This is a genomic window from Actinocorallia libanotica (assembly GCF_039525175.1).
In the GTDB taxonomy this organism is placed as follows: domain Bacteria; phylum Actinomycetota; class Actinomycetes; order Streptosporangiales; family Streptosporangiaceae; genus Actinocorallia; species Actinocorallia libanotica.
Genome location: NZ_BAAAHH010000044.1, coordinates 19,098 through 40,236 on the forward strand (window position 1 = coordinate 19,098; position 21,139 = coordinate 40,236).

Annotated in this window: 20 protein-coding genes; 13 read left to right on the top strand and 7 right to left on the bottom strand. The window is 71.9% G+C overall.

What is annotated here, in order from left to right; all coding sequences use genetic code 11:
- The first annotated feature begins 54 nt into the window (after positions 1–54).
- Positions 55–639, top strand: coding sequence for a TetR/AcrR family transcriptional regulator (locus ABD140_RS34330; protein WP_344246161.1), 585 nt, complete (start codon positions 55–57; stop codon positions 637–639).
- A 162-nt stretch (positions 640–801) separates the two neighbouring features.
- On the opposite strand, the gene ABD140_RS34335 is transcribed toward ABD140_RS34330, so the two are convergent.
- The gene (locus tag ABD140_RS34335; protein WP_344246111.1) at positions 802–1,194 is read right to left on the bottom strand and encodes a hypothetical protein; all 393 of its coding nucleotides are present in this window, start codon (positions 1,192–1,194) and stop codon (positions 802–804) included.
- 20 nt (positions 1,195–1,214) lie between these two features.
- Positions 1,215–2,681: an AarF/UbiB family protein gene (locus ABD140_RS34340; protein ID WP_344246113.1), complete on the bottom strand. Its 1,467-nt coding sequence runs from the start codon at positions 2,679–2,681 to the stop codon at positions 1,215–1,217.
- 105 nt (positions 2,682–2,786) lie between these two features.
- On the opposite strand from ABD140_RS34340, the gene ABD140_RS34345 reads away from it, so the two are divergent.
- Positions 2,787–4,187 (top strand): ABC1 kinase family protein, encoded by a 1,401-nt coding sequence (locus ABD140_RS34345; protein ID WP_344246115.1) that lies wholly within the window; start codon positions 2,787–2,789, stop codon positions 4,185–4,187.
- 4 nt (positions 4,188–4,191) lie between these two features.
- Here ABD140_RS34345 and ABD140_RS34350 read toward each other — a convergent pair whose 3' ends face one another.
- Together ABD140_RS34350 and ABD140_RS34355 are read right to left on the bottom strand one after the other, a co-directional pair.
- Positions 4,192–4,851, bottom strand: a complete 660-nt coding sequence (locus ABD140_RS34350; RefSeq protein ID WP_344246117.1) for an aggregation-promoting factor C-terminal-like domain-containing protein — start codon at positions 4,849–4,851, stop codon at positions 4,192–4,194.
- 54 nt (positions 4,852–4,905) lie between these two features.
- On the bottom strand, positions 4,906–6,099 hold the full coding sequence (locus ABD140_RS34355) for a M20 metallopeptidase family protein (RefSeq protein WP_344246119.1): 1,194 nt from the start codon (positions 6,097–6,099) through the stop codon (positions 4,906–4,908).
- 184 nt (positions 6,100–6,283) lie between these two features.
- On the opposite strand from ABD140_RS34355, the gene ABD140_RS34360 reads away from it, so the two are divergent.
- The 10 genes from ABD140_RS34360 to ABD140_RS34405 all read left to right on the top strand — a co-directional run bounded on the left by ABD140_RS34360 (position 6,284) and on the right by ABD140_RS34405 (position 15,995).
- On the top strand, positions 6,284–7,087 hold the full coding sequence (locus tag ABD140_RS34360) for an MlaE family ABC transporter permease (RefSeq protein ID WP_344246121.1): 804 nt from the start codon (positions 6,284–6,286) through the stop codon (positions 7,085–7,087).
- Positions 7,088–7,103: 16 nt separating this feature from the next.
- The gene (locus tag ABD140_RS34365) at positions 7,104–7,958 is read left to right on the top strand and encodes an MlaE family ABC transporter permease (RefSeq protein ID WP_344246123.1); all 855 of its coding nucleotides are present in this window, start codon (positions 7,104–7,106) and stop codon (positions 7,956–7,958) included.
- Positions 7,955–9,049: an MCE family protein gene (locus tag ABD140_RS34370; protein ID WP_344246125.1), complete on the top strand. Its 1,095-nt coding sequence runs from the start codon at positions 7,955–7,957 to the stop codon at positions 9,047–9,049. The genes ABD140_RS34365 and ABD140_RS34370 overlap by 4 nt, the downstream gene beginning before the upstream one ends.
- Positions 9,049–10,146 (top strand): MCE family protein, encoded by a 1,098-nt coding sequence (locus tag ABD140_RS34375; RefSeq protein ID WP_344246127.1) that lies wholly within the window; start codon positions 9,049–9,051, stop codon positions 10,144–10,146. Before ABD140_RS34370 ends, ABD140_RS34375 begins: the two co-directional genes overlap by 1 nt.
- Positions 10,146–11,204 carry an MlaD family protein gene (locus ABD140_RS34380; protein WP_344246129.1) on the top strand — a complete coding sequence of 353 codons (1,059 nt, stop codon included), beginning with the start codon at positions 10,146–10,148 and terminating at the stop codon, positions 11,202–11,204. Before ABD140_RS34375 ends, ABD140_RS34380 begins: the two co-directional genes overlap by 1 nt.
- On the top strand, positions 11,201–12,220 hold the full coding sequence (locus tag ABD140_RS34385) for an MCE family protein (protein WP_344246131.1): 1,020 nt from the start codon (positions 11,201–11,203) through the stop codon (positions 12,218–12,220). The genes ABD140_RS34380 and ABD140_RS34385 overlap by 4 nt, the downstream gene beginning before the upstream one ends.
- Positions 12,221–12,222: 2 nt before the next feature.
- Positions 12,223–13,233 (top strand): MCE family protein, encoded by a 1,011-nt coding sequence (locus ABD140_RS34390; protein ID WP_344246132.1) that lies wholly within the window; start codon positions 12,223–12,225, stop codon positions 13,231–13,233.
- Positions 13,230–14,546: an MCE family protein gene (locus ABD140_RS34395; RefSeq protein ID WP_344246133.1), complete on the top strand. Its 1,317-nt coding sequence runs from the start codon at positions 13,230–13,232 to the stop codon at positions 14,544–14,546. The genes ABD140_RS34390 and ABD140_RS34395 overlap by 4 nt, the downstream gene beginning before the upstream one ends.
- 20 nt (positions 14,547–14,566) lie before the next feature.
- Entirely contained in the window at positions 14,567–15,430 is an 864-nt protein-coding gene (locus ABD140_RS34400; protein ID WP_344246135.1) for a hypothetical protein, read from the top strand.
- 94 nt (positions 15,431–15,524) lie between these two features.
- The gene (locus ABD140_RS34405; RefSeq protein ID WP_344246137.1) at positions 15,525–15,995 is read left to right on the top strand and encodes a MarR family winged helix-turn-helix transcriptional regulator; all 471 of its coding nucleotides are present in this window, start codon (positions 15,525–15,527) and stop codon (positions 15,993–15,995) included.
- A 6-nt stretch (positions 15,996–16,001) separates the two neighbouring features.
- Here the strand turns inward: ABD140_RS34405 and ABD140_RS34410 are convergent, their stop codons facing one another.
- Both ABD140_RS34410 and rpsD read right to left on the bottom strand, forming a co-directional pair.
- On the bottom strand, positions 16,002–17,834 hold the full coding sequence (locus tag ABD140_RS34410; RefSeq protein WP_344246138.1) for a WD40 repeat domain-containing serine/threonine protein kinase: 1,833 nt from the start codon (positions 17,832–17,834) through the stop codon (positions 16,002–16,004).
- Positions 17,835–17,908: 74 nt separating this feature from the next.
- Positions 17,909–18,517 (bottom strand): 30S ribosomal protein S4, encoded by a 609-nt coding sequence (rpsD, locus tag ABD140_RS34415; RefSeq protein WP_344246140.1) that lies wholly within the window; start codon positions 18,515–18,517, stop codon positions 17,909–17,911.
- Between the two features lie 106 nt (positions 18,518–18,623).
- On the opposite strand from rpsD, the gene ABD140_RS34420 reads away from it, so the two are divergent.
- Positions 18,624–19,397, top strand: a complete 774-nt coding sequence (locus ABD140_RS34420) for a DUF2470 domain-containing protein (protein ID WP_344246141.1) — start codon at positions 18,624–18,626, stop codon at positions 19,395–19,397.
- Between the two features lie 21 nt (positions 19,398–19,418).
- On the opposite strand, the gene ABD140_RS34425 is transcribed toward ABD140_RS34420, so the two are convergent.
- Positions 19,419–21,125 (bottom strand): thiamine pyrophosphate-binding protein, encoded by a 1,707-nt coding sequence (locus ABD140_RS34425; RefSeq protein ID WP_344246143.1) that lies wholly within the window; start codon positions 21,123–21,125, stop codon positions 19,419–19,421.
- Positions 21,126–21,139: the final 14 nt, after the last annotated feature.

Consider the following 21,139-nt stretch of genomic DNA (forward strand, 5'->3'; position numbering starts at 1 on the left):
AAGCTGTAGCATTGTCGCATCTGATGGGAGGGCGCGGAGGAGTCGGTGAAGGACATGGTGAAGGCGGGCCGCGGAAGAGGGCTCCCGCCCCGGCCGGCCCCGGCGCTCGACCCCTACCTGGACGCCGCCGCCCGCTGCTTCAGCCGCTACGGGGTCGCCCGCACGTCCGTCCAGGACATCGCGCGGGAGCTGGGCGTCAACCGCACCACGGTCTACCGGCAGGTCGGCAACGTCGAGCAGGCCACGCGCCTGCTGGTCTCCCGCGAGCTGCACCGCATCCTCGCCGCGCTGCCGGCCCGGGTGGCCGGGCTGAGCGGGCCGCAGGCGGCCATCGAGCTGCTGGTCGTGGTGGTGGAGGAGGCGCTGGCCCATCCGGTGGTGCACAAGATGCTCACCGACGAGCGGGAGCTGCTCGGCGCCCTGCTGGCCGACGGCATCCCGCAGCTCTTCCGGGAGATCGCCGACCGGGTCGCCCCGCTCATCGCGCTGAGCGTGCGGGCCGGGATCATCGCCGAGCGCGACCCGGAGATCCTCGCCGACTGGCTGGCCCGCATCGCCGTCACGGTGATGGTCTCCCCGCCGCGCACGCCGCTGCGCCGCTTCCTGGAGGAGCTGCTCGTCCCGGCCCTCACTCCCTGAAGCGGGGGCCGGAACACCGGGCCGGGCGACCGCGGCGAAGCGGGGATCGGCCGGCCCGTTCCGGGGGTCCGGGGGTCGCCCCCCGGGTGGATGGGGCGACCGCGGCGAAGCGGGGATCGGCCGGCCCGTTCCGGGGGTCGCCCCCCGGGTGGGAGGGCGGGCTCAGGCGGTGACGGCCTGGACCTTCTGCTGGAAGGCGAGCTGCTGGGGGGTCGGGTCGCCCTGGACGTTGATCATCGCCATGACCTGGGCGGAGTCGCCCTCGATGGTCAGCTCGCCGGACATGATCGAGCTCATCACCAGCGACGGGTCGTTCTGCACGTACAGGCGCTCGGCCACCGCGTAGGGCACCGTCACGGTGGTGGCGGCGTCGGGGTGCAGGCCGCGCTCGACGATGCCGGAGTCGGCGTGCACCTGCACGTCGCCGTCGGGGCCGCCGGTGATGACCAGGTTGATCAGGAGTCCCTTGACCTCGGCCGGGGGCTCGGGCCACTCGGGGCGCAGTGCCTCGATGGCGTCGAGCCAGCCGTTGGACAGGAACACGTGCTTGGCCACTGGGTCTCCTTGAGGGGGTGTCAGACGACGGTGTCTTGGCGAAGACGCCTGTTGATCTCGGCCAGGCGGGGCAGCAGGGGCAGCAGCGCCTGGACGAAGGGCATGTCCGACACAAGATGCCGAGTCAGTGCCCGGTAGGTCAAGAGGGCGCGCAGCCACTGCAGGAGCTCCGGGGGGATCCGCAGGCCGTGCCGCACCGCGATGTCCCGCAGGACGGGGCCCGCCTCCTCGCCGTGGCGCATCAGCCGCAGCGGGGTGAGCTCGGGGGCGGCGCGCAGGTCCTCCTCCAGCGCGTCGCGGACCGCCCGGTCCGCCGTCTCCGGCACCGCGCCCAGCCGCGCCAGCGCGTCGACCTGTCCGGCGAAGTCGCCGCTGAACAGGGCGGTGACGTAGTCGAGGAAGGCCAGCCGCACCGGGCGTCCCAGCCGCCCGACGGCGCTGCAGCCGGCCAGGGCGAGCGAGCCGTCGGGCAGCACCAGCAGGTGCTCGGGCCGCAGGTCGGCGTGGAAGACCCCGTCGGCCAGCGCGCTCTCGATCACGAGGGTCAGCAGGCCGGGGAGGGCGGCCTTGGCCGCGGCGCGGTCGAGTCCTTCGTCGAGCGGGACGGCGCCCTCGGGGAACTCGAACGCGAGGGCCTGCTCGGAGGCGAACTCGGGGAAGGGGCGCAGGAGTGTGAGGCCCTTCACTCCGCGCTCCTCCAGGAGCATGCCGAGTTCGACGGTGTTCAGGGCGTCGTTGCGCAGGTCGGTGTGCTCGATGGCCTGGCGCGCGGTGGAGCGCAGCACCGGCAGCGGGCGGACGGACCGCAGCTGGGGGACCAGCTCCGCGGGGCTCAGCAGGGTCGCGGCCAGCCGCAGGTCGCGCAGGAGGTCGTCGCGCACCCCCGGGCGGGCGACGCGGAAGAGCACCCGGCGCCCGTCGGAGAGGGTCGCGGGGTGGAGCTGGCTGAGCAGCGAGACGGTGAACGGCTCGTCGGCGACCTCCCGCACCTGGCCGGGGAAGGCGCGGCCCAGCAGCCGCCACACCTCCGCGGCGGGGATCGGCTGCGGCACGAGGGGCTCCTTGCGCAGCCGGTCGACCAGGAAGCCGGGGGCGATCCCCTCGCTCTGCTCCACCAGCCGGGCGATCTCCGCGCCGGAGGGGCCGAGCGCCTCGAAGTGGTCGCGGAGCCAGCCCGCGGCGACCGTCCGGAGCAGCTCCTCGGGCGGGTCGCGGTACAGCAGGCCGTCCAGGAGCGCGCCGGGCAGCCGGCGCACCGCCCAGAGCGCCTGGCCCGCCGGGAGGACCAGCGCGTGCCGGGCGAGCCGGGTCAGCGAGGGGGGTCCGGGGCTGGCCCAGGCGCGGGCGCGCTCGTCCAGCGCGGCGTCGCGGAATCGGCGGGCACGTGCCCAGCGTTCGACCTCTGAGGCGAGACCGGGCTGCCCGCTCACCCAGACGGAGGTCCGGGCGGCGGCCACCAGGCCGGGTGCGGGAGTCTCGGCTGCCATGCTCCGGACCCTAGCCAACGCTCCGAGTGACATGCAACATATCGCCGAATTTGTCGCAATGAGCTAGTTTCCCAGTGACTTCTCTTACACCCCGTGGAGGCATGCATGGCGTTTCGTGGCCCGTACGCAGACGGACCTTCCGCGGCGGACCTGAGGGTCGAATCGCCTCCCCTGAAGAAGCTCACCTGGCGGGATCCCGGCCGTCTGGCGGCGGTGCTGGCGGTGCTGGTCTCCCAGGTGCTCCTGCAGCTGGCGAAATGGCTGGTGCGGCGGGGCGAGCGGAACTGGAAGGCCGCGGCCTCGCGCGGGGTCATCGACGCCTTCGAGCGGCTCGGCCCCACCTTCGTCAAGCTCGGCCAGGTCATCGCGTCCTCGCCGGGCCTCTTCCCCAAGCCGCTGGCGGACGCCGCCCTGCGCTGCCTGGACGAGGTCAGGCCGATCAGCGTCGACCAGGTGCGCCGCGTCATCACCGAGAACCTCGGCGCGCCGCCCGAGGAGATCTTCAAGAGCTTCGAGGCGCGGCCCCTGTCGGCGGCCTCCATCGGCCAGGTGCACGCCTGCGTGCTGCCCGACGGCCGGGACGCGGTGATCAAGGTGCAGCGCCCGAACATCACCCGCACCATGGCGACCGACCTGCGGGTGGCCTACGCCGTCACCCGGCTGCTGGAGAAGCTCTCCAAGAACGCCCTGGCGATGAAGCCGTCCGCCGCCGTCGCGGACCTGCACGCGGTCACCTTCCAGGAGCTCAACAGCGCGCTGGAGGCGCAGCGCCAGCACGACTTCCGTGCGCACCTGCACGACTTCGACGACAACTACGACGTCGCCGTCCCGGAGATCTACTGGGACTACTGCGGTCCCCAGGTCATCTGCATGGAGCGCATGTACGGCATTCCGCTGGACGAGTTCGAGGTGATCCGCGAGCGCGAGGTGGACGGCGCGGAGATGCTCCGGCGGGGCGTCAAGGTCTGGGTGGAGTCGGCGCTGCTGCGCGGCGTCTTCCACGGCGACCTGCACGCCGGCAACCTCTGGCTGCTGGACGACGGCCGCCTGTGCTACCTGGACTTCGGCATCATGGGCAAGGTGGAGGGCCCCTGGCGGGAGCTGCTGAAGGACATGTTCTACACCGGCATGTTCGACGCCGACTTCAACCGGCTGGTCCCGCACTACCGCGCGCTCGGCATGATCCCCGAGGGCATCGGCACCGACGCCGAGATCGCCATGCGGCTGGAGCTGATCTTCGGCCCCATCCTCAAGTCCGGCATGGCAGGCATCAGCCTCGGCAAGACCATCGGCCTGGTCATGGACATGGCCAAGCAGTACCAGGTCGACTCGCCCCAGGAGCTCGTCCTGGTCAGCAAGCAGTTCCTGTACTTCGAGCGGTACTCCAAGGAGCTGGCGCCCGAGTGGGTGATCTTCGGGGACATCGCGCTGGCCGAGAACATCTTCCCCGAGCGCTACCAGGCGGCCAAGGCCGAGCTGGAGGCGGCGGAGCCCGCCTCCTCCTGAGAGGTCAGTACCAGTTGTTGCGCTGCCAGAAGGACCAGGCACCGCACGGGTCCTTGTAGCGCGCCTGGATGTAGGACAGGCCCCACAGCATCTGGGTGGTGGCGTTGGTCTCCCAGTTCGGGCCCGCCGAGGACATCTTGGAGCCGGGGAGCGCCTGCGGGATGCCGTAGGCGTCGCTCCAGGGGTTGTCGGCGCGCTCGTTCCAGTTGCTCTCCTTGGTCCACAGGACCTCCAGGGCGGGCCAGCACGCCTCCCAGCCGCGGGCGGCGTTGAGCTTGCGCCCGGCGTCCTTGTTCTGCTCGGACGACGGGTTGGGCATCTTGGCCAGCTTCTCCGCGGCGAGCTTGGCGTCGATCTCCTTCTTGTGCTTCTTGTACCAGGCGGCCTTGCGCCGCGCCTTCTCCTTGGCGGCCTTCTCCTTGAGGAACGCGCGGCGCTTCGCCTCGGCGATGGCGTCGACGACCACCGGCTCCAGGGGCTTGAGGTTCGACTGCTGCACCAGTCTCAGCGCCTCGCCCGCGGAGAGGTCGCCGTCCTCGGCGATGGCGGGCGGGTCGGCGTCTCCGCCGACCTCGAGGTACCACACGGCGGCGCCGAGCCCGACCATCACGGCGAGGACGATCGCCGTGCTGGTGAGGAAGCGGCGGAACGGGGAGTCCTGCATGGACAAGAAGAATGCCCCCTGGGGCCGCTCCACGGAAACCGCGGAGCGGAAAAATCACCCGCGGGTGAGCCTGCGCAGGGCGAGTTCGGCGTACAGCGCGCTGCCCGCGGCCAGCACCGAGTCGTCGAATTCGGCCTCGGCGGAGTGGTTGCCGGCGGCGGTCAGCGGGTCGCGGTCCGGCGGGCACGCGCCGAGCATCGCCATCGCGCCCGGCACGTCGGCCAGGACGAAGGAGAAGTCCTCCGACGCCGACACCGGCTGCGGCGCCTCCACGTACCGGTGCGCGCCGAGCAGGTCGCGGACGGCGCCGCCGAGGAACGCTGCCTCGCCGTGGTCGTTGACGGTCACCGGGTAGTCGACGCGGTAGTCGACGTCCACCGACACGTCGTGGGCGGCCGCGACGCCCTCGACGACGCGGCGCAGGCCCGCCTGCACCTTGCGCTGCGACTCGGGGGAGAAGGAGCGGACGGTCGCGGTGAACATCGCGTCGTGCGGGATGACGTTCGGCGCGTCCCCGGAGTGGAAGCTGCCGACCGTCAGGACGACGGGGTCGAAGACGTCGAAGGAGCGCGTGACGAACGTCTGGAGCGCGGTGACCATCTCGCACGCGGCGGGGATCGGGTCGCGGGTGGTGTGGGGCATGGAGGAGTGGCCGCCCTTGCCGCGGACCGTCACCGTGACGGTGTCGGCGGCGGCCATGATGGGCCCGCCCTTGCACAGCACGATCCCGGACGGCAGCAGCGAGGACGACACGTGCAGGGCGTAGGCGGCCACCGGCTTCTGCCAGGTCGCCTCCAGCACGCCCTCGTCGATCATCATCCGCGCCCCGGCGTAGCCCTCCTCGCCCGGCTGGAACATGAAGACGACGCTGCCGGGCAGGTCGCCGCGCCCGGAGAGCAGCCGCGCCGCGCCGACCAGCATCGCGGTGTGCAGGTCGTGCCCGCAGGCGTGCATCACCCCGGTGCGGCGGGAGCGGAACTCCGCGCCGGTGTGCTCGTCCAGCGGCAGCGCGTCCATGTCGGCGCGCAGCAGCACGGTGGGGCCCGGCGTGCCGCCGTGCAGGACGGCGGTGACGGAGGAGAGGGCATGGCCGGTGGTGATCTCCAGGGGGAGCCCGGCCAGGGAGTCCAGCACCTTGCCCTGGGTGGCGGGCAGGTGCAGGCCGAGTTCCGGCTCGGCGTGGAGGGCGCGGCGGAGGTCCCGGAGGTCGTCCTGGAGGGCGTCGGCCGCGGCGAGGGTGGGGTTCACGTCACGATCCAACCCCGATCCCACGGCCGGGGCAATTCATGAAGGACATTCATTTAGCGATGAATCTGGAAACGGGTATTCCCTCTTTGGATGGAATGCCAGTAGAGTCCCCCCTGATCCGCGGAAGGTGACTCATGTCGCGTGGAGCGGCCCATGTCACTCTTGTTGATGAAGGATGACCGCGATGGCTCTGCTGCTCCAACGCGCACCCGCTCTGGCGCTCCGGCAGGCGGGCAGACTGCTCGACGAGGCCGGCGAGCTGTTCGTCACCCTGCTGGAGGGCATGCGCCGCACCTGGGACGTGCGCACCTGGTGGGGCGAGTTCGTCGAGCAGTGCTGGTTCATGATCAGGGTCACCACGGTGCCCCTGCTGCTCATCGCGATCCCGCTCGGCGCGACGATCTCGCTGCAGGTCGGCGACATCGCGCGCCAGATCGGCGCCCAGTCCAGCACCGGCGCGCTGGTCGTGGCGGGCATGGTGCGCCAGGTCGCGCCGCTGGCCGCGGCCCTGCTCATCGCCGGCTCCGGCGGCAGCGCCATGACCTCCGACATGGGCGCGCGGCGCATCCGCGACGAGCTGTCGGCGCTGGAGGTCATGGGCATCAACCCCACCCACCGGCTGGTCACCCCCCGGCTGTGGGCGGCGAGCGTGGTGAGCGTCCTGCTGTGCTCCATGGTGATCCTGTCGGGCACGGCGGGCGGCTTCTACTTCAACGTCGTCCAGCAGGGCGTCACCCCCGGCGCCTACTTCGACGGCGCGGCCGCCCTGCTGCAGATCTCCGACCTGCTCGTCACGCTGTTCAAGGCGTGGATGTTCGGCCTCACCGCCGCGGCCGTCGCCTGCATGATGGGCATGAACTGCGAGTACGGGCCGGCCGGCGTGGGACGGGCGGTCACCCGGGCGACCGTCGCGACCTCCCTGCTGGTCTTCGCCCTGAACTACACCATCGAGACGCTCTACACCGTCCTCGTCCCCCCCAAGTTCTGAAACTGCGAGGAACCCCTTGGCTGCCATCCTCCCCGGGCGCAAACTGGGCGTCGCCGTCCAGGATCGGGTCAAGCGGCTGCCGAACGCGGCGAATCTGCCCGTCTTCCTGGGCCGGGTCGTGTACCACCTGGTGGTCGACCTGATCATCCGCCGCAAGTACGGCAAGGCCGTCGTGCGCCACATGAGCGACATGACCATCGGTGTCAACGCCGTCCTCATCGGCGGCGGCATGGTGTTCGTCATCTTCGCGATGTCGTTCCTCACCGGCGCCCTCGTCGGCGTCCAGGGCTACCCGTCCCTGCAGCGCATCGGCGTCGAGTCCTTCACCGGCCTGGTCTCCAGCTTCTCCACCATCCGGGAGATGGGGCCGGTCATCACCGGCATCGCGCTCGTCTCCCAGGTGGGCAGCGCCTGCACCGCCGAGATCGGCGCGATGCGCATCAGCGAGGAGATCGACGCGCTGGAGGTGATGGGCATCAACTCCGTCGCCTACCTGGTCTGCACCCGCATCGCCGCGACCGTCATCGCGCTGGTGCCCCTCTACCTCCTGGCACTGTTCTCCAGCTTCTTCGCCACGAAGTTCATCTCGGTGCAGTTCTTCGGGATGTCCGAGGGCGTCTACGACTACTACTTCCACATCTACCTGCCACCGCAGGACGTCTTCTACAGCGTCCTGAAGGTCGTCGTCTTCGCGTTCATCGTCATGTTCATCCACTGCTACCGCGGCTACTACGCCAGCGGCGGGCCGGTCGGCGTGGGCATCGCCGCGGGCAACGCGATCCGCGAGTCCGGGGTGGCGATCGTGCTGGTGAACCTGCTCCTGTCGTACATCTTCTGGGGAACCGGGGGGACGGTGAGCATCACCGGATGAGCGGCTCGGATCTCTCCCTCTCCAAGGCGGCCAGGACGCGGTTCGCGCTCCTGGGCTGCGGGATCGCCGCGGCGGGCGCCGCGGGCGCGGTGGTGGCGGCCCTGCCGTCCGACCCGCCGTCGCGCTACTTCACCGCCACCTTCGACCGGGCCGGACAGGGCCTGGACGACCGCTCGCGGGTGAAGGTCCGCGGCATGACCGTGGGCGCCGTCGTCTCGGTCGACCTCGACGGCCGGGGCCGCGCCCGGGTGCGGCTGCGGGTCGACGAGGACATCCGGGTGCCCGCCACGGTCGCGGCCGGGATCGAGGCGGTCTCGGTCTTCGGGCCCAAGGACGTCACCCTCGACCTCGGCTCGGGGGAGGGCGTCGGGCCCTTCCTGGAGTCGGACGCGACCATCACCCGGACCACCGGCCCGGCCGAGCTCGCCGACACCGGGCGCCCCATCGCCGAGCTGGCCGAGGCGATCGACCCCGACGACGTCTCCACGGTGGTGCACACCCTGGCCGAGGCGCTGCGCGGCAACGGGCAGAAGCTGCGCCGGACCACCGACAACGCCCAGAAGGTGCTCGACGTCCTGCACCGCGACCGCAGGAGCACGTCGCGGGCGCTGGAGGACGCCGCGGACCTGGCCGACGTCTTCGGCAGCCGCACCGAGACCATCGACGAGCTGCTGAAGGACGCCACGACCCTCAACCGGACCCTCACCGAGGACCCGGAGGACTTCGAGCGGACGCTGGAGAACGCCTCGGTCCTGGCCGACGCGCTCTCCGGCACGCTGAAGGACAACGGCGACGACCTCGCCCTGCTGATCGACAAGGGCGCGCTGTTCAACGACAGCCTCCACTCGCGCCAGAAGGAGCTGGTGGGGCTGATCAACGGGCTCGACGGCTTCTTCGGCGGGCTGGCCTCGATCATGCAGATCCCGGGTCCCGAGGGCACCCTGCTGGGCAACACCAACCTCTACGTCTCGCTCAACCTGTGCGACGAGCTTCCGGACCTGTGCCCGCCGGAGTGGACCTACACCGACAAGGACGACCCGAAGCCCGCGAAGGGCGAGAAGGACAAGAAGAAGCGGAAGGGGAACGGCTGATGGCCCGGGGCACCATCGGGCGCTACGGGCCGACTCCCGCGGCCCTGGTCAAGGTGAGCATCTTCGTGGTGGTCAGCTCCCTGCTGACCTTCTCCATCGGCTCGCTGATCCTCGGATCGAGCTTCAACGAGCGCTACGAGCTGCGCGCGAGCTTCGACGACGTCGGAGGGCTGCTCGCCAACGACCTGGTCAAGGTCTCGGGCGCGCCCGTCGGCAAGGTCACCGGGGTGAAGGTCGTCCGCGGCAGGGCCGAGGTCACCATGATGGTCGACCGCGGCGTGAAGCTGCCCGCCGACAGCACCGCCGAGATCCGCTGGCGCAACCTCATGGGGCAGCGGATGATCTACCTGATGCCGGGCGACACCCGGAGCGGCCGGTGGCTGGAGCACCGCTCGCGGATCCGCGCCACCAAGGCGGTGGTCGACCTCGGCGAGATCGTCGACACCCTCGGCCCGCTCACCCGCAACCTCGATCCCGAGCAGCTCAACAAGATCCTCCAGGCGGTCGCGGAGATGCTGGAGGGCAACACCGAGGACATCAACGCGATGACGGTGGGCCTGCAGCAGGTCGTGCGGACCTTCGCCGACCGCAAGGAGCAGCTGACCTCGATCCTGGACAGCTACTCCGGCCTGACGGACGTCGCGGTCCGCCGGGACCGGCAGATCGACCAGGTCATCGGCGACCTGGTGGCCATCAGCGAGGCGTTCGCCGGCAACACCGAGCTGCTGGGCTCGGCCGGCGGCGAGCTCGCCCAGGTCAGCCGGACCCTGGACCGGGTGATCAGCGGCAACCAGCGGGAGCTGGAGCGCGCGATCACCAACCTCGACCGGATCGCGCAGGGCACGGCGGACAACGCCGACCGGCTGGAGCAGGTCCTCCAGGGACTGCCTCCCGCGCTGCGCTCCCTGTTCAGCGTCGCGAACGGCGGCCACTACCTGCGGGTCAACGCCATGTGCATCAACGTCGTCCAGGGCTCCTGCCCGACCCCGATGCGGCTGCCCGGGCCCGAGAACAAGACGACCGACCAGGAGCGGCGCGACGGCGCGGCCTCCCTGCGGAGCCTGCTCGGCCGGCTGTCGGGACAGGGAGGACGGTGATGAAGAAGACCTTCTCCCGCGTCACGGCCGTGCGCGGGCGGCGCCCCAGGCTCGGCTCCCTGCGCGACCGCGACCGGCGGCTCGTGGCCGTCGCCTCCCTGGCGGTCCTGGGCGTCCTGCTCGCCTTCGCCTTCCTGTACGGGCAGCTCGGCCTGTTCCGCGGCGGCTACCACGTGACCGCCGTGTTCGGCGAGACCGGCGGCATCCGGGAACGGGACGACGTGCGCCTGGCCGGCGTGAAGGTCGGCTCGGTCACCGCGATCGAGCCGGACTTCCACAAGGGCCACGTCGTGGTCACCTTCCGGGTCGACGAGGGCATCGAGCTCGGTCCGCGCACACGCGCGGACGTGCAGATGTCCAATCTGCTCGGCGGCCGGTACATCAAGCTCACCGGCCCGGTGCAGAAGCCCTACCTGGACGAGCTGTCCGAGGCGAAGCGGCGCATCCCCAAGGAGCGCACCGGCACCCCGTACACGGTCGTGGACGCCGTGAACAAGTCGACGGGCGACCTCGGCACACTCGACATGGCGGCGCTCACCAAGGTCCTGAACGAGACGGAGAAGCTGACGCTCCCGTCGCAGAAGAACCTCAACAGGCTGCTCACCAACATCAGCACGCTGAACGCGGCGCTGAACGAGAAGAGCCCGCAGTTCCAGCGGCTCATCTCCAACGCCAACCAGCTCACGGGGACGCTGGCGCGGAAGAACGCCGACCTCACCCGCCTCATCGAGGCGTCGCGCACCCTGCTGGGCACGCTCTCCGAGCACCGCGACGAGCTGGCCGACTCGCTGGGCGGCAACAGCAGGACCGTCTCCGCGCTGGCGAACGTGGTGGACAGGCGCGGCAAGGAACTCGACGACCTCCTGGCCAACCTGCACACCATCACCCAGCGGCTGGAGCCGGACATCGGCGACCTGAACACCACCCTGGCGCTGCTCGGCCCCACCTTCGAGAACGTGGCCGCGGCCGGCGACACCGGCAACCTGGCCTTCATCGCGACGGGCCTGGGCGTGCTCCAGAACACCAAGACGATCCTTCCCCCGGAGGCGCGGCCGTGACCCCCCGAACGAGGCTCGCCGCCCTCGGCCTGGCGGCGGCGCTGCTCTCCGCGACCGGCTGCTCGGCCCTGGACGACACCGGCCGCACCCGCCTGACCGTCTACTTCGACCGCACCACCAGCTTCTACGAGGGCTCGCACGTCAAGGTGATGGGCATCGACGTCGGCACCGTGGAGAAGGTGGAGATCCAGGCCGACCGGATCAGGGTCGAGGCGAGCGTGGACGGAGACGTCCCGCTGCCCGCCGAGGTCAAGGCGTCGATCGTGCCGCTCAACCTCGTCGGCGAGCGCAACCTGGTGCTCTACCCTGCCTACACCGGCGGGCCCAAGGCGCCGGCCCGGCACGTCATCGAGCAGAAGGACACCACCCTGCCGATCGAGACCGACGAGGCGCTCGCGGCCTTCACCGAGGTGCTCGACGCCATCGACCCGACGCAGGCCAGGAAGGTCACCCGCAAGGCCGCGGAGTCCTTCGAGGGCAACGGGGAGGTCTTCAACCAGGTGCTGCAGGAGAGCGGGCGGCTCACCGAGACCCTCGGCGGGCAGGCCGACTCGCTGGCCGAGCTGGCCGAGAACCTCTCGGTCCTGTCGGACGTGGTGGAGGGAAGGGAGGACGCGCTCGGCGACATGATCGAGCAGTTGTCCACCGCGACCTCCGTGTTCGCCCAGGAGCGCTCGGCGATCGAGAGGCTGGTGAAGTCGCTGGTGAGGCTGGTGCGCAGCGGCGACGTCCTGCTGCAGAAGTACGAGGGCACCCTAGCCGACGACATGCGCGTCCTCACCCAGGTGACGCTGGTGCTCAAGGGCAACAGCGGTCAGTTGGAGCAGCTCATCACCTCGCTGCCGAAGGTCGCCGAGGCGCTGCTGGAGACCTGGGACCCCAAGAGCCACACCGCCACGCTGAAGGTCGCGCTCGACCCGGCGCTGCGCAACCTGGTGCGCCAGCTCGGCGTCTCGGACGGGGACGCCTGCATCCTGCCCCAGCCCGTGTTCGCCAACTGCAAGTGGGAGGACTAGAGATGAGAAGGCTGCTCCCGCCCCTGGCGCTGGCGGTCGTCGCCGGGGCCTCCGGCGCGTGCGCCCCCTCCACGCTCGGCGCGCCCACCGGCGAGCTGACGCTGGTCGCCCGCTTCAGCGACTCGCAGAACCTCGTCGCCGGGCACAGCGTGCAGATGAGCGACATCCGGATCGGCAGCGTCACCGGGGTGAGGCTGGTCGGCTACGAGTCCGAGGTGACCATCTCCGTCGAGGACGAGTACAGGATCCCGGCGGGGACGTCGGCGGAGGTCGCGCAGACCTCGCTGCTGGGCGAGAACTTCGTGAAGCTGACGCTGCCCGAGGGCGGCGCCCTGACCCGCGGCCCCTACCTCCAGGACGGCGCGCGGATCGAGCACACCAGCGTCGCGCCGCAGTTCGAGCGGGTGGCCGACAGCGCGGGCGAGATCCTGAAGGCGATCAGCGGCGACGACATCGCGACCCTGGTCAACGAGGGCGCGACGGCGCTGGACGGGCAGGGCGCCAAGCTCAACGACATGGTGGCCCAGTCGGGCGACCTGATGGCGCTCTTCACCGACCAGCGCGAGGACCTCGGCGACGCCATCGACCAGCTCGCCAAGCTCGGGCGGATGCTGGAGAAGCACGAAGGCACGTTCGCCTCCGGGGACATCGAGGAGACCATCGGCCTGGTCGAGGACAACAAGGAAAAGATCATCGACACGGTCGACCGGCTGACGGCCGCCGCCGAGGAGCTCAACGACAGGGTCTTCGTCGGACGCGCCGAGAAGATGCGCACGCTGATCGAGCGCCTGGACCCGACCCTGGAGACGATCGGCTCCAGCAGGGAGCAGATGGACCGGCTGGTGGCGAGCCTCGTCGACTTCCAGGCCGTCATCCCGCGCGTGGTCTACGACGGGCAGCTGCTGCTGTTCGGCGCGATCCGCGGCGGCTTCCACAACGACGCCTCCAAGGACGACCCGGCCAGCCCCGTCTTCCCGTTCCTCGACCAGATCATCCAGGGAGGCGGGCGGTGAACGGCGGGCGCGTCCTGTTCAACGTGGCGGTCTTCGCGGTCCTGTCGGTCGTGATGGCGGTCTGGGCGCTGCAGAACGTCGTGCGCCTGGAGGTCGTCGACCGGCCGTACACGATCCGCGCGGAGTTCGCCTCCTCGCCGGGGCTGCACGAGGGCTTCGAGGTCGCCTACCTCGGCGTCGGCGTCGGGAAGATCAAGTCGATACGGCTGGACGACGCCGGGCACCAGGTGGTGACCGAGCTGGCCATCGACCGCGGGGTGCGGCTCCCGGCGGCCCTCAAGGCGGCGGCGGGGCGCAAGTCGGCGGTCGGCGAGCCGTACGTGGACCTGTCGCCCCTGCCGGGCGCCGACCTGTCCGAGCCGATGCGGCAGGGCGGGGTGATCCCCAAGGAGCACACCTCCGTCCCCGTCTCCTACGGAGACCTGTTCGCCAAGGTCGTCGACGGGATCGAGGCGGTCGACCCGAAGGCCACGCGGCTGCTGTGGAGCGAGCTGGCCAAGGGCCTGGAGGGCCGCGAGGGCTCGCTGCGCCAGATCATCGACGGCGGCGACGAGCTGACCGCGACCTTCGCGGAGCGGACCGAGCTGATCGACGGGCTGACCAAGGACCTCTCGCGGCTCACCCGCTCCCTGGCCGGGCACAAGGACGCGCTGGGCAACGGCATCGACGACACCGCGGCGATCCTGGGGCCGCTGGCGGACCTGCACGCCGAGATCAAGGAGCTGAACCGGCGGGCGCCCGGGTTCACCACCCGGCTCACCGAGCTCGTCGGGCGGACCGAGGACTCCGTGGGCTGCGCCCTCGACGCGCTCGCCGGCGGGACCCTGAGCCCGCTGGGCACCCAGCGCAACCTGCGGGACCTGGAGCGCACCCTCGGCATGGCCGACGAGCTGGTCGTCGCGCTCGACGACCTCATCCAGCCCACCGGCGTCGGGGACCAGCAGGCGATCAACCTGGCGGCGATCATCTCCACCGCGGGCGAGGCGCCCGAGGACTTCCGCACGCCGATGGCGCAGCCCGCCGTGCCCGGCATCCCGGCCTGCGGCAACGGCGCCGACCCGTTCCGCAAGGCGGAGCCCGTCGCGGACCGCCGGAGGGACGGCGGCCGGGCGGCCGAGACGCCGGCGGCGGCACCCTCCGCCTCCGCGGAACCGGTGGGCACGGTCGCGGCGCGCCCCGCCGCCGCACGGGAGGCCGGCGGGCCCCCCGCCTGGTTGATCTACCTTCCGCCGCTTCTGGCGCTGGCGGTGCTGGTGAGAGTCGCCGTACGTTCCGTCCCCGCCCTGGCCCGCGCGCGGCGCCGTCGCCGGTGAACACCCCGAGGAGAACAGAAGTGAGCACGACCACCGGTCCGGGCAGGAAGCCCGTCCGCCGCGTCCGGGTGATCGAGTTCCTCGACGACGAGGAGCTCGACGAGGCGACCGTCGACGCCGTCCTGGCCGAGGCCGACGCCGCCGAGCCCGCCGAGATTGCGGCCACCGAGAAAGACGAGGCCGCGGCCACCGAGAAAGTCGAGCGGCCCGAGCGGCCCGGCGCGGCCGGGAAACCGGAGGAGGAACCCGCCGCGGCGGAGAGGCCCTCGCGCGCTCGGAGGCTTCCGGCGCTCCCCTCGGGGGCGGGCGGCCGGACCACCGCGCTGCTGACGGCCGGTGTCGTCGTCCTGGCGCTGCTCGCCGGGTTCGCCCTGTTCCAGTGGCGGTCGGCCGCCTCCGCCGCCGCGGAGCGCGAGGAGATCGTCGCCCGCGTCAGCGCCTTCGGCGAGGTGATGGCCACCTACTCCTATGAAGACGTCGAGAGCGCCAATGAGAAGGCGCTGACCTACCTCACCGGCGACGCCCTCGCGGAGCGCAAGAAGGTGGACCTCGACGCCCTCCGCGAGCAGTTCCAGTCGCAGAAGACCAGGCTGAGGTCCACCACCTACGCCGTCTACGTCGGTTCCGTCGACGGGAGCCTGGCCAGCGCCGTCCTGGTCTTCGACCTCCGCGGCGAGTCCAGCGCCCTGCAGGAGCCGCAGACGATCGGCAAGAGCCATCTGACGCTCGGCCTGATCAAGCGCGACGGCACATGGATGATCAGCTCCATGGTCCCGGCGGGCTCCGAGAGCACCGCGTCGACCACGTCCGTCACCTCCGTCCCGAGCGCCGGACCGACCTCCTCACCGGCGGAGAAGGACGGCGAGAAGGGTGAGAAGAACTGACGGTTTTCGGCTCCGTCCGTCCGGACCCCCGGCTACCTTCGTGTCCGGGGGCCTTCGCAGGACGGCTCCCGGCCGGACAGAAAGTGGGACCGCGGTGGACGCCGACGCGGAGGGCATTGCGGACCAGGAGCCGACCCGGGACTTCGGGCTGCTGCTGAGCGCGACGACACGGCTGGAGCGCATCATGGGCCGGGCGCTGGAGCGGCGCACCGGCATCACCCACGTGATGTTCGAGGTGATGCTGCGGCTCCAGGACGGGTGCCGCTCGATGAGCCACCTGGCGCAGGAGATGATCCTGACCAGCGGCGGCATGACCCGCCTGATCAACCGGATGGAGCAGGCGGGCCTGGTGGTGCGCGCCACCTCGCCGACCGACCGCAGGGTCCAGCACGCCTCGCTCACCGAGCGGGGGCGCGAGACCCTGGAGCGGGCGCTGCTGGTGCACGGCGAGGTGCTGCGGGAGTTCTTCTCCGGGCCGCTCAGCGACCGGCAGCGCGCCGAGCTGCGCCAGGCGCTGACCCTGCTGGAGGCGCGGGGGCGCAAGGAGCTGCCCTCGCTGGGCTGAGCGGGCTCAGTCCAGGCGCCACAGCAGGAGCTCCTGGTCGCTGCCGCCGGTGGCCAGCAGCCGCCCGTCGGGGCTGAACGCCAGCGCCTCGACCGAGCCGGAGTCGGTGGTCAGGGGGTGGCTCACCGGGGTGTGGGAGGCGGTGTCCCACAGCCGGACGGTGCCGTCCTCGCCGCCGCCGGCCAGCAGCCGCCCGTCGGGGCTGAACGCCAGGGACAGCACCCAGCCCTCGTGCTCGCGCAGGGGGGAGCCGACGGGGGAGAGCGTGGCGGCGTCCCAGAGCCGGACGGTGCCGTCGCCGCCGCACCCGGCCAGCAGCCGCCCGTCCGGGCTGAACGCCACGCAGGCGACCGAGCCCCGGTGGTCCTGGACGGGGAGGCCGAAGGGAGCGTGGGCGGTCATGTCCCACAACCGGATGACGCCTTCGCTGCTGCTGCCCGCCAGCAGCCGCCCGTCGGGGCTGAACGCCACCGACAGCACCCAGCCGGAGTGGTCGAACACCGAGACGGGGGCGGGGCTGTCGAGGTCCCACACGCGGACCGTCCCGTCGGTGCCGCCGCTGGCCAGCAGCAGGCCGTCGGGGCTGAACGCCACGGAGCGCACCGCGTGGGTGTGGCCCCGCAGCGGCTCGCGGGCGGGGGCGAGGGTCTCGGCGTCCCACAGGCGCACCGCGTGGTCGCCGCTGCTGGCCAGCAGCCGCCCGTCGGGGCTGAAGGCGACCGCGTCGACCATGGTGGCGTGGCCGGGGACCGGCGGCGCGGCCGGGGCGCGGCGCTCCAGGTCCCACAACCACATCGTGCCGTCGCCGTCGCCGCTGGCCAGCAGGCGCCCGTCGGGGCTGAACGCCACCGCCCGGATCGTCCCGGCGTGGCCCTCCAGCGGCGGGCCGCAGGGCTCGGGGAGGAGGACGCAGTCGACGGTGGGGGAGGTGGTGGCCTGGAGCGGCGACGTCGACAGGGCCATGGTCGAGGGGACGGGGAGCGCCGAGGCGGCGGCGCGGGGGGCCGGGACCACCGGGGTGTCCCCGGCCGCCTCCCGCAGCAGCACCGCCGCCTCCGCGGCGGTGGGCCGGTCGGCCGGGACCGGGTTCATCAGCGCCCGCAGGACGGGGGTCAGCGGCCCGGCGTTGCGGGGCGGCTCGTGCTCGGCCTGGCTGATGGCGAAGAGCAGGGCGGCGGTGTTGGGCCCCTGGAAGGGCGTGCGGCCCTCCACCGCGGTGTAGAGGGTGGCGCCCAGCGACCACACGTCGGAGGCGGGGGTGGCGCTCTCGCCGCGGATCTGCTCGGGCGCCAGGTAGGCGGGGGTGCCCACGATCGTGCCGGTGGCGGTCAGCGCGGTGGAGGCGTCGTCGAGGGAGGCGATGCCGAAGTCGGTGAGGATCGACCGGCCCTCCTCCAGCAGGATGTTGCCGGGCTTGATGTCGCGGTGGACCACGCCCTCGGCGTGCGCGGCGGCCAGGGCCTCGGCCACGTGGGCGCCGATGCGGCCCGCCTCCTCGGGGGAGACGGGCCCGGCGGACTCCAGCAGCCCGGCCAGCGAGGGGCCGGGCACCAGGTCCATCACGATCCAGGGGAGGTCCTCCTCGTCCCGGAACTGGTCGTAGACCGTGATGATGTGGGGATGGCGAAGCCGCCCGGCGGCGCGGGCCTCGCGCTCCATCCGGGCGACCAGCACCTCGTGCTGCCCGGTTCCCGAGGCGGGGAGGCGGAGCCGCTTGAGCGCCACGTCGCGGCGCATGTGCTCGTCATGGGCGCGCCAGGCCACGCCCATGCTGCCCTCGCCCAGCGGGGTCAGGAGCCGGTAACGTCCCGCCACCGTCCGGTCGTCTTCATACTGCACGGTAATCACATAAGCATATGAACGACCGGTCATGAATCGGCCATGCGGTGAGCGGCCGCGGTGAGCGGCCGCGGTCAGCGGCTGTAGAACTCCACGACCTGCTGCTCGTCGCAGACGACCGGGATCTCCCGGCGCAGGGGGAGCCGCTCCAGCCGGGCGAGCAGGGCGTCGGCGCGCACGTCCAGGTAGGGGGCCGGGACGGCGGGCGCGTAGCCGCCCTGGGCCGCGGTCTGGAAGGGGACCATCGCGCGGCTCTTCTCGGCGACGGTGATGAAGTCGCCCGGGCGCAGCCGGTAGGACGGGCGGTCGACGCGGCGGCCGTTCACCAGGATGTGGCGGTGCACGACGAACTGGCGGGCCTGGTAGATGGTGCGGGCGAAGCCGGCGCGCAGCACCAGGGCGTCCAGCCGCCGCTCCAGGTCGACGATCAGCGCCTCGCCGGTCTTGCCGTCCACCTTGCGCGCCCGGTCGAAGGCGAGCCGGAGCTGGGCCTCGCGGATGTTGTACTGCGCGCGCAGGCGCTGCTTCTCCAGCAGCTGCGCCTTGTAGGGGGAGTCCTTCTTGCGGCCCCGGCCGTGCACGCCCGGCGGGTAGGGCCGGGCTTCGAAGTACTTCACGCACTTGGGGGTGAGCGGGATGCCCAGGGCGCGCGAGAGTTTCGCCTTCGGCCGGGGGTTGTTCATGGTGCTCCTTCGTGATTAGGTATGCCTAAGTAAGGCTAGCCTAACCTAAACAACGGCCTTCCGTCCGCCCCGTCCCGTCACCCGTCCCGTCACAGGAGGACCACCGGTGATCTGCAGACCTGGACCCGCCGAGCGGGCTCGCACCCTCGCCTACGGCGTCGCCGGCGGTTCGCTGACCGCCCTGGAGCTCCCCGAGGAGATCGTCACCGCGCACGTCGCAGGCCCCGGCGGCACGCCGCTGCTGCTCATGCCGACCGCCTCCCCGGTGGTGCAGAGCCTGGCGCACGCCGCGGACCTGCCCGTCACGCTGCAGATCACCGACCTGGCGCCGGTGCCGCTGGCCGACCGGGTGCGCGGCACGGCCTGGCTGCACGGCTGGGTGACCGAGGTGCCGCTGGAGTCGCGGCGCGAGGCGGCCGTGCGGATCTCGCGGCTGCACCCCCGCTCCGACCTGCTCGACATCGGGGTGCGCATCCCCCGCCCCGGCGAGGAGCCGGAGTGGACGATCCTCTCCCTGGAGATCGCCGAGGTGCACCTGCAGGACCTGTGGGGCGACTGCGTCATCGAGCCCGAGGACTACGCCGAGGCCGTCCCCGACCCGTTCGCCGCGGTGGAGCCCTCCCTGGTCTCCCACCTCGACGCCCACCACCGCGACGAGCTGCGGGCGCTGTTCGGCCGCCGCTTCGGCGACGTCACCCCGGTGCCGGACGTGCGCGCCGTCGGCCTGGACCGCTTCGGCCTGCGGGTGCGCTGCTCGGCGCCCGGCGGCCCCGCCCCCTTCGACCTGCGCTTCTCCTTCCCCGAGCCGGTCGAGGACCTGGACGCCCTCCGCCGCGCCTACCGCCACCTCTTCCACGCCGCCCGCCACACCGCCGCCTGACCCGCGCCCGACGGGTGCGGGTCAGGTGTGGAGGCGCGACTCGAACGTCTCGGTGAGCCCGGCGATGAGGCCCTTGGGCGAAGGGCTGTAGTGCGGAGCGGGGCAGCGGGAGACGTGGGCGTCGATGAGCGTGGGACGTCCCGAGTCCAGGGCCGTGCGGAAGGCCGACCTGAAGTCCTCGATGGTCTCGGCGGTGTGCGCCTCGGCGCCGCAGGCGCGGGCGTAGGCGGCGAAGTCGGGGTTCTGGAAGTCGACGAAGGCCGTCTCCTGGTGCTCGAAGAGCTGGGCGAGCTTGACGAGCTTGTACTCGTGGTCGTTGAAGACGACCCAGATGACGGGGATCTCGTGCTCCACGGCGGTCATCAGCTCGAAGCCGCCCATCGTGTAGCAGCCGTCGCCGCAGCCGACGACGACCGTGCGGTCGGGGTGGGCGAGCTTGACGCCGATGGCGCCGTTGACGTGCGCGGCCATCGCGCCGAACGCGTCGTGCTTGCGGAAGCGCTGGCCGTCCCGGAGCTCCACGTGGTAGCCCAGCCATGAGGCGTGCGCGCCGGAGTCGGCCAGCAGGACGGCGCGGGGCGGCAGCATCCCGCCGATCTCCCGGGCGAGCTCACCCGGATGGATCTTGCCGGTGAGGTGGACGATGGGCCGGACCTCCCGGCCGCGGACGCGCGCCTCGGCGGGCGGCGCACCGCCCGCCCTGCGCTCCAGCGCGCCGGCGATCGCCGCCACCGCCGGGCGCGCGTCCGACAGGAGTGTGTAGTCGGGCTTGTACGCCTTGTGGAACTCGGCCTCGGAGATGTTGACGTGCACGAGCACCTTGCCGTCGAAGAGGTCCTCGCGGTAGTCGAACGTGGCGTGCTGGCCGAGGGAGTTGCCCACGCACAGCACCACGTCCGCCTCCCGGAACTCCCGCCACGCCGAGGCGTGGCCGCTGTCGGCGAAGACGCCCGCCGCCAGCGGGTGCCGCTCCGAGACGACGCCCTTGCCGTCGAGCGTGGTCAGCAGCGGGAACCCGAACCGCTCGATCAGCCGCTCGATCTCCGGCCCGGCGCCGCTGAGCACGGCGCCGAAACCGGCGAGCACCACCACGCGCCTTCGCCCGGCGACGGCCTGCGCCAGCACCTCCGCGATCTCCTCGACCCGCGCGGGATCGGGCAGGACGGGCGCGACCGCGAGCCGGACGGGCCGGATGCCGCGCACCTTCACGCTCCGGTCGTCGAGGTCCCGGGGGACGTGGACGTGCACCGGCCCCGGCCGCCCCGCGAAGGCCAGGTTGACGGCCTCCTCCAGCACGTCGAAGACCTCGCCCGGGTCGTCGATGACGAAGGACGCCTTGGTGGTGGCCGCGAACATCGTCCGGGAGTCCGGCGTCCCGCTCAGCCCCGACGTCTCGTTGAGCGCCCCCCAGCCCCGGAACCTGCGGTCGGCGTACCCCGAGACGGCCAGGACGGGATAGCACCCGGCCAGCGCCGTCGCCAGCCCGGAGAAGAGGTTGAACGCGCCCGGACCGGCGGAGGCGAAGCAGAATCCCGGCTTCCCGCTGTACATCGCGTACCCGCAGGCCATGAAGGAGGCGGCCTGCTCGTTGCGGGTGATGACCGTGCGGATCCGTTCGGAGCGCTTCAGCGCCATCATCAGGCCGGTGATGCCCTCGCCCGCCCCGCCGAAAGCCGCCTCCACCCCGACGTCCTCCAGTACCCGGACGACGGCCTCGTAGATCCGCATGCTCTCTCCCGGGT

Bases quoted from the DNA above. Each gene is read 5' to 3' on its own strand.
- rpsD (WP_344246140.1), bottom strand. From the start codon at position 18,517: ATGAACAACCCCCGGCCGAAGGCGAAACTCTCGCGCGCCCTGGGCATC.
- ABD140_RS34380 (WP_344246129.1), top strand. From the start codon at position 10,146: ATGAAGAAGACCTTCTCCCGCGTCACGGCCGTGCGCGGGCGGCGCCCC.
- ABD140_RS34375 (WP_344246127.1), top strand. From the start codon at position 9,049: ATGGCCCGGGGCACCATCGGGCGCTACGGGCCGACTCCCGCGGCCCTG.
- ABD140_RS34330 (WP_344246161.1), top strand. From the start codon at position 55: ATGGTGAAGGCGGGCCGCGGAAGAGGGCTCCCGCCCCGGCCGGCCCCG.
- ABD140_RS34425 (WP_344246143.1), bottom strand. From the start codon at position 21,125: ATGCGGATCTACGAGGCCGTCGTCCGGGTACTGGAGGACGTCGGGGTG.
- ABD140_RS34360 (WP_344246121.1), top strand. From the start codon at position 6,284: ATGGCTCTGCTGCTCCAACGCGCACCCGCTCTGGCGCTCCGGCAGGCG.
- ABD140_RS34370 (WP_344246125.1), top strand. From the start codon at position 7,955: ATGAGCGGCTCGGATCTCTCCCTCTCCAAGGCGGCCAGGACGCGGTTC.
- ABD140_RS34345 (WP_344246115.1), top strand. From the start codon at position 2,787: ATGGCGTTTCGTGGCCCGTACGCAGACGGACCTTCCGCGGCGGACCTG.
- ABD140_RS34390 (WP_344246132.1), top strand. From the start codon at position 12,223: ATGAGAAGGCTGCTCCCGCCCCTGGCGCTGGCGGTCGTCGCCGGGGCC.
- ABD140_RS34340 (WP_344246113.1), bottom strand. From the start codon at position 2,681: ATGGCAGCCGAGACTCCCGCACCCGGCCTGGTGGCCGCCGCCCGGACC.
- ABD140_RS34350 (WP_344246117.1), bottom strand. From the start codon at position 4,851: ATGCAGGACTCCCCGTTCCGCCGCTTCCTCACCAGCACGGCGATCGTC.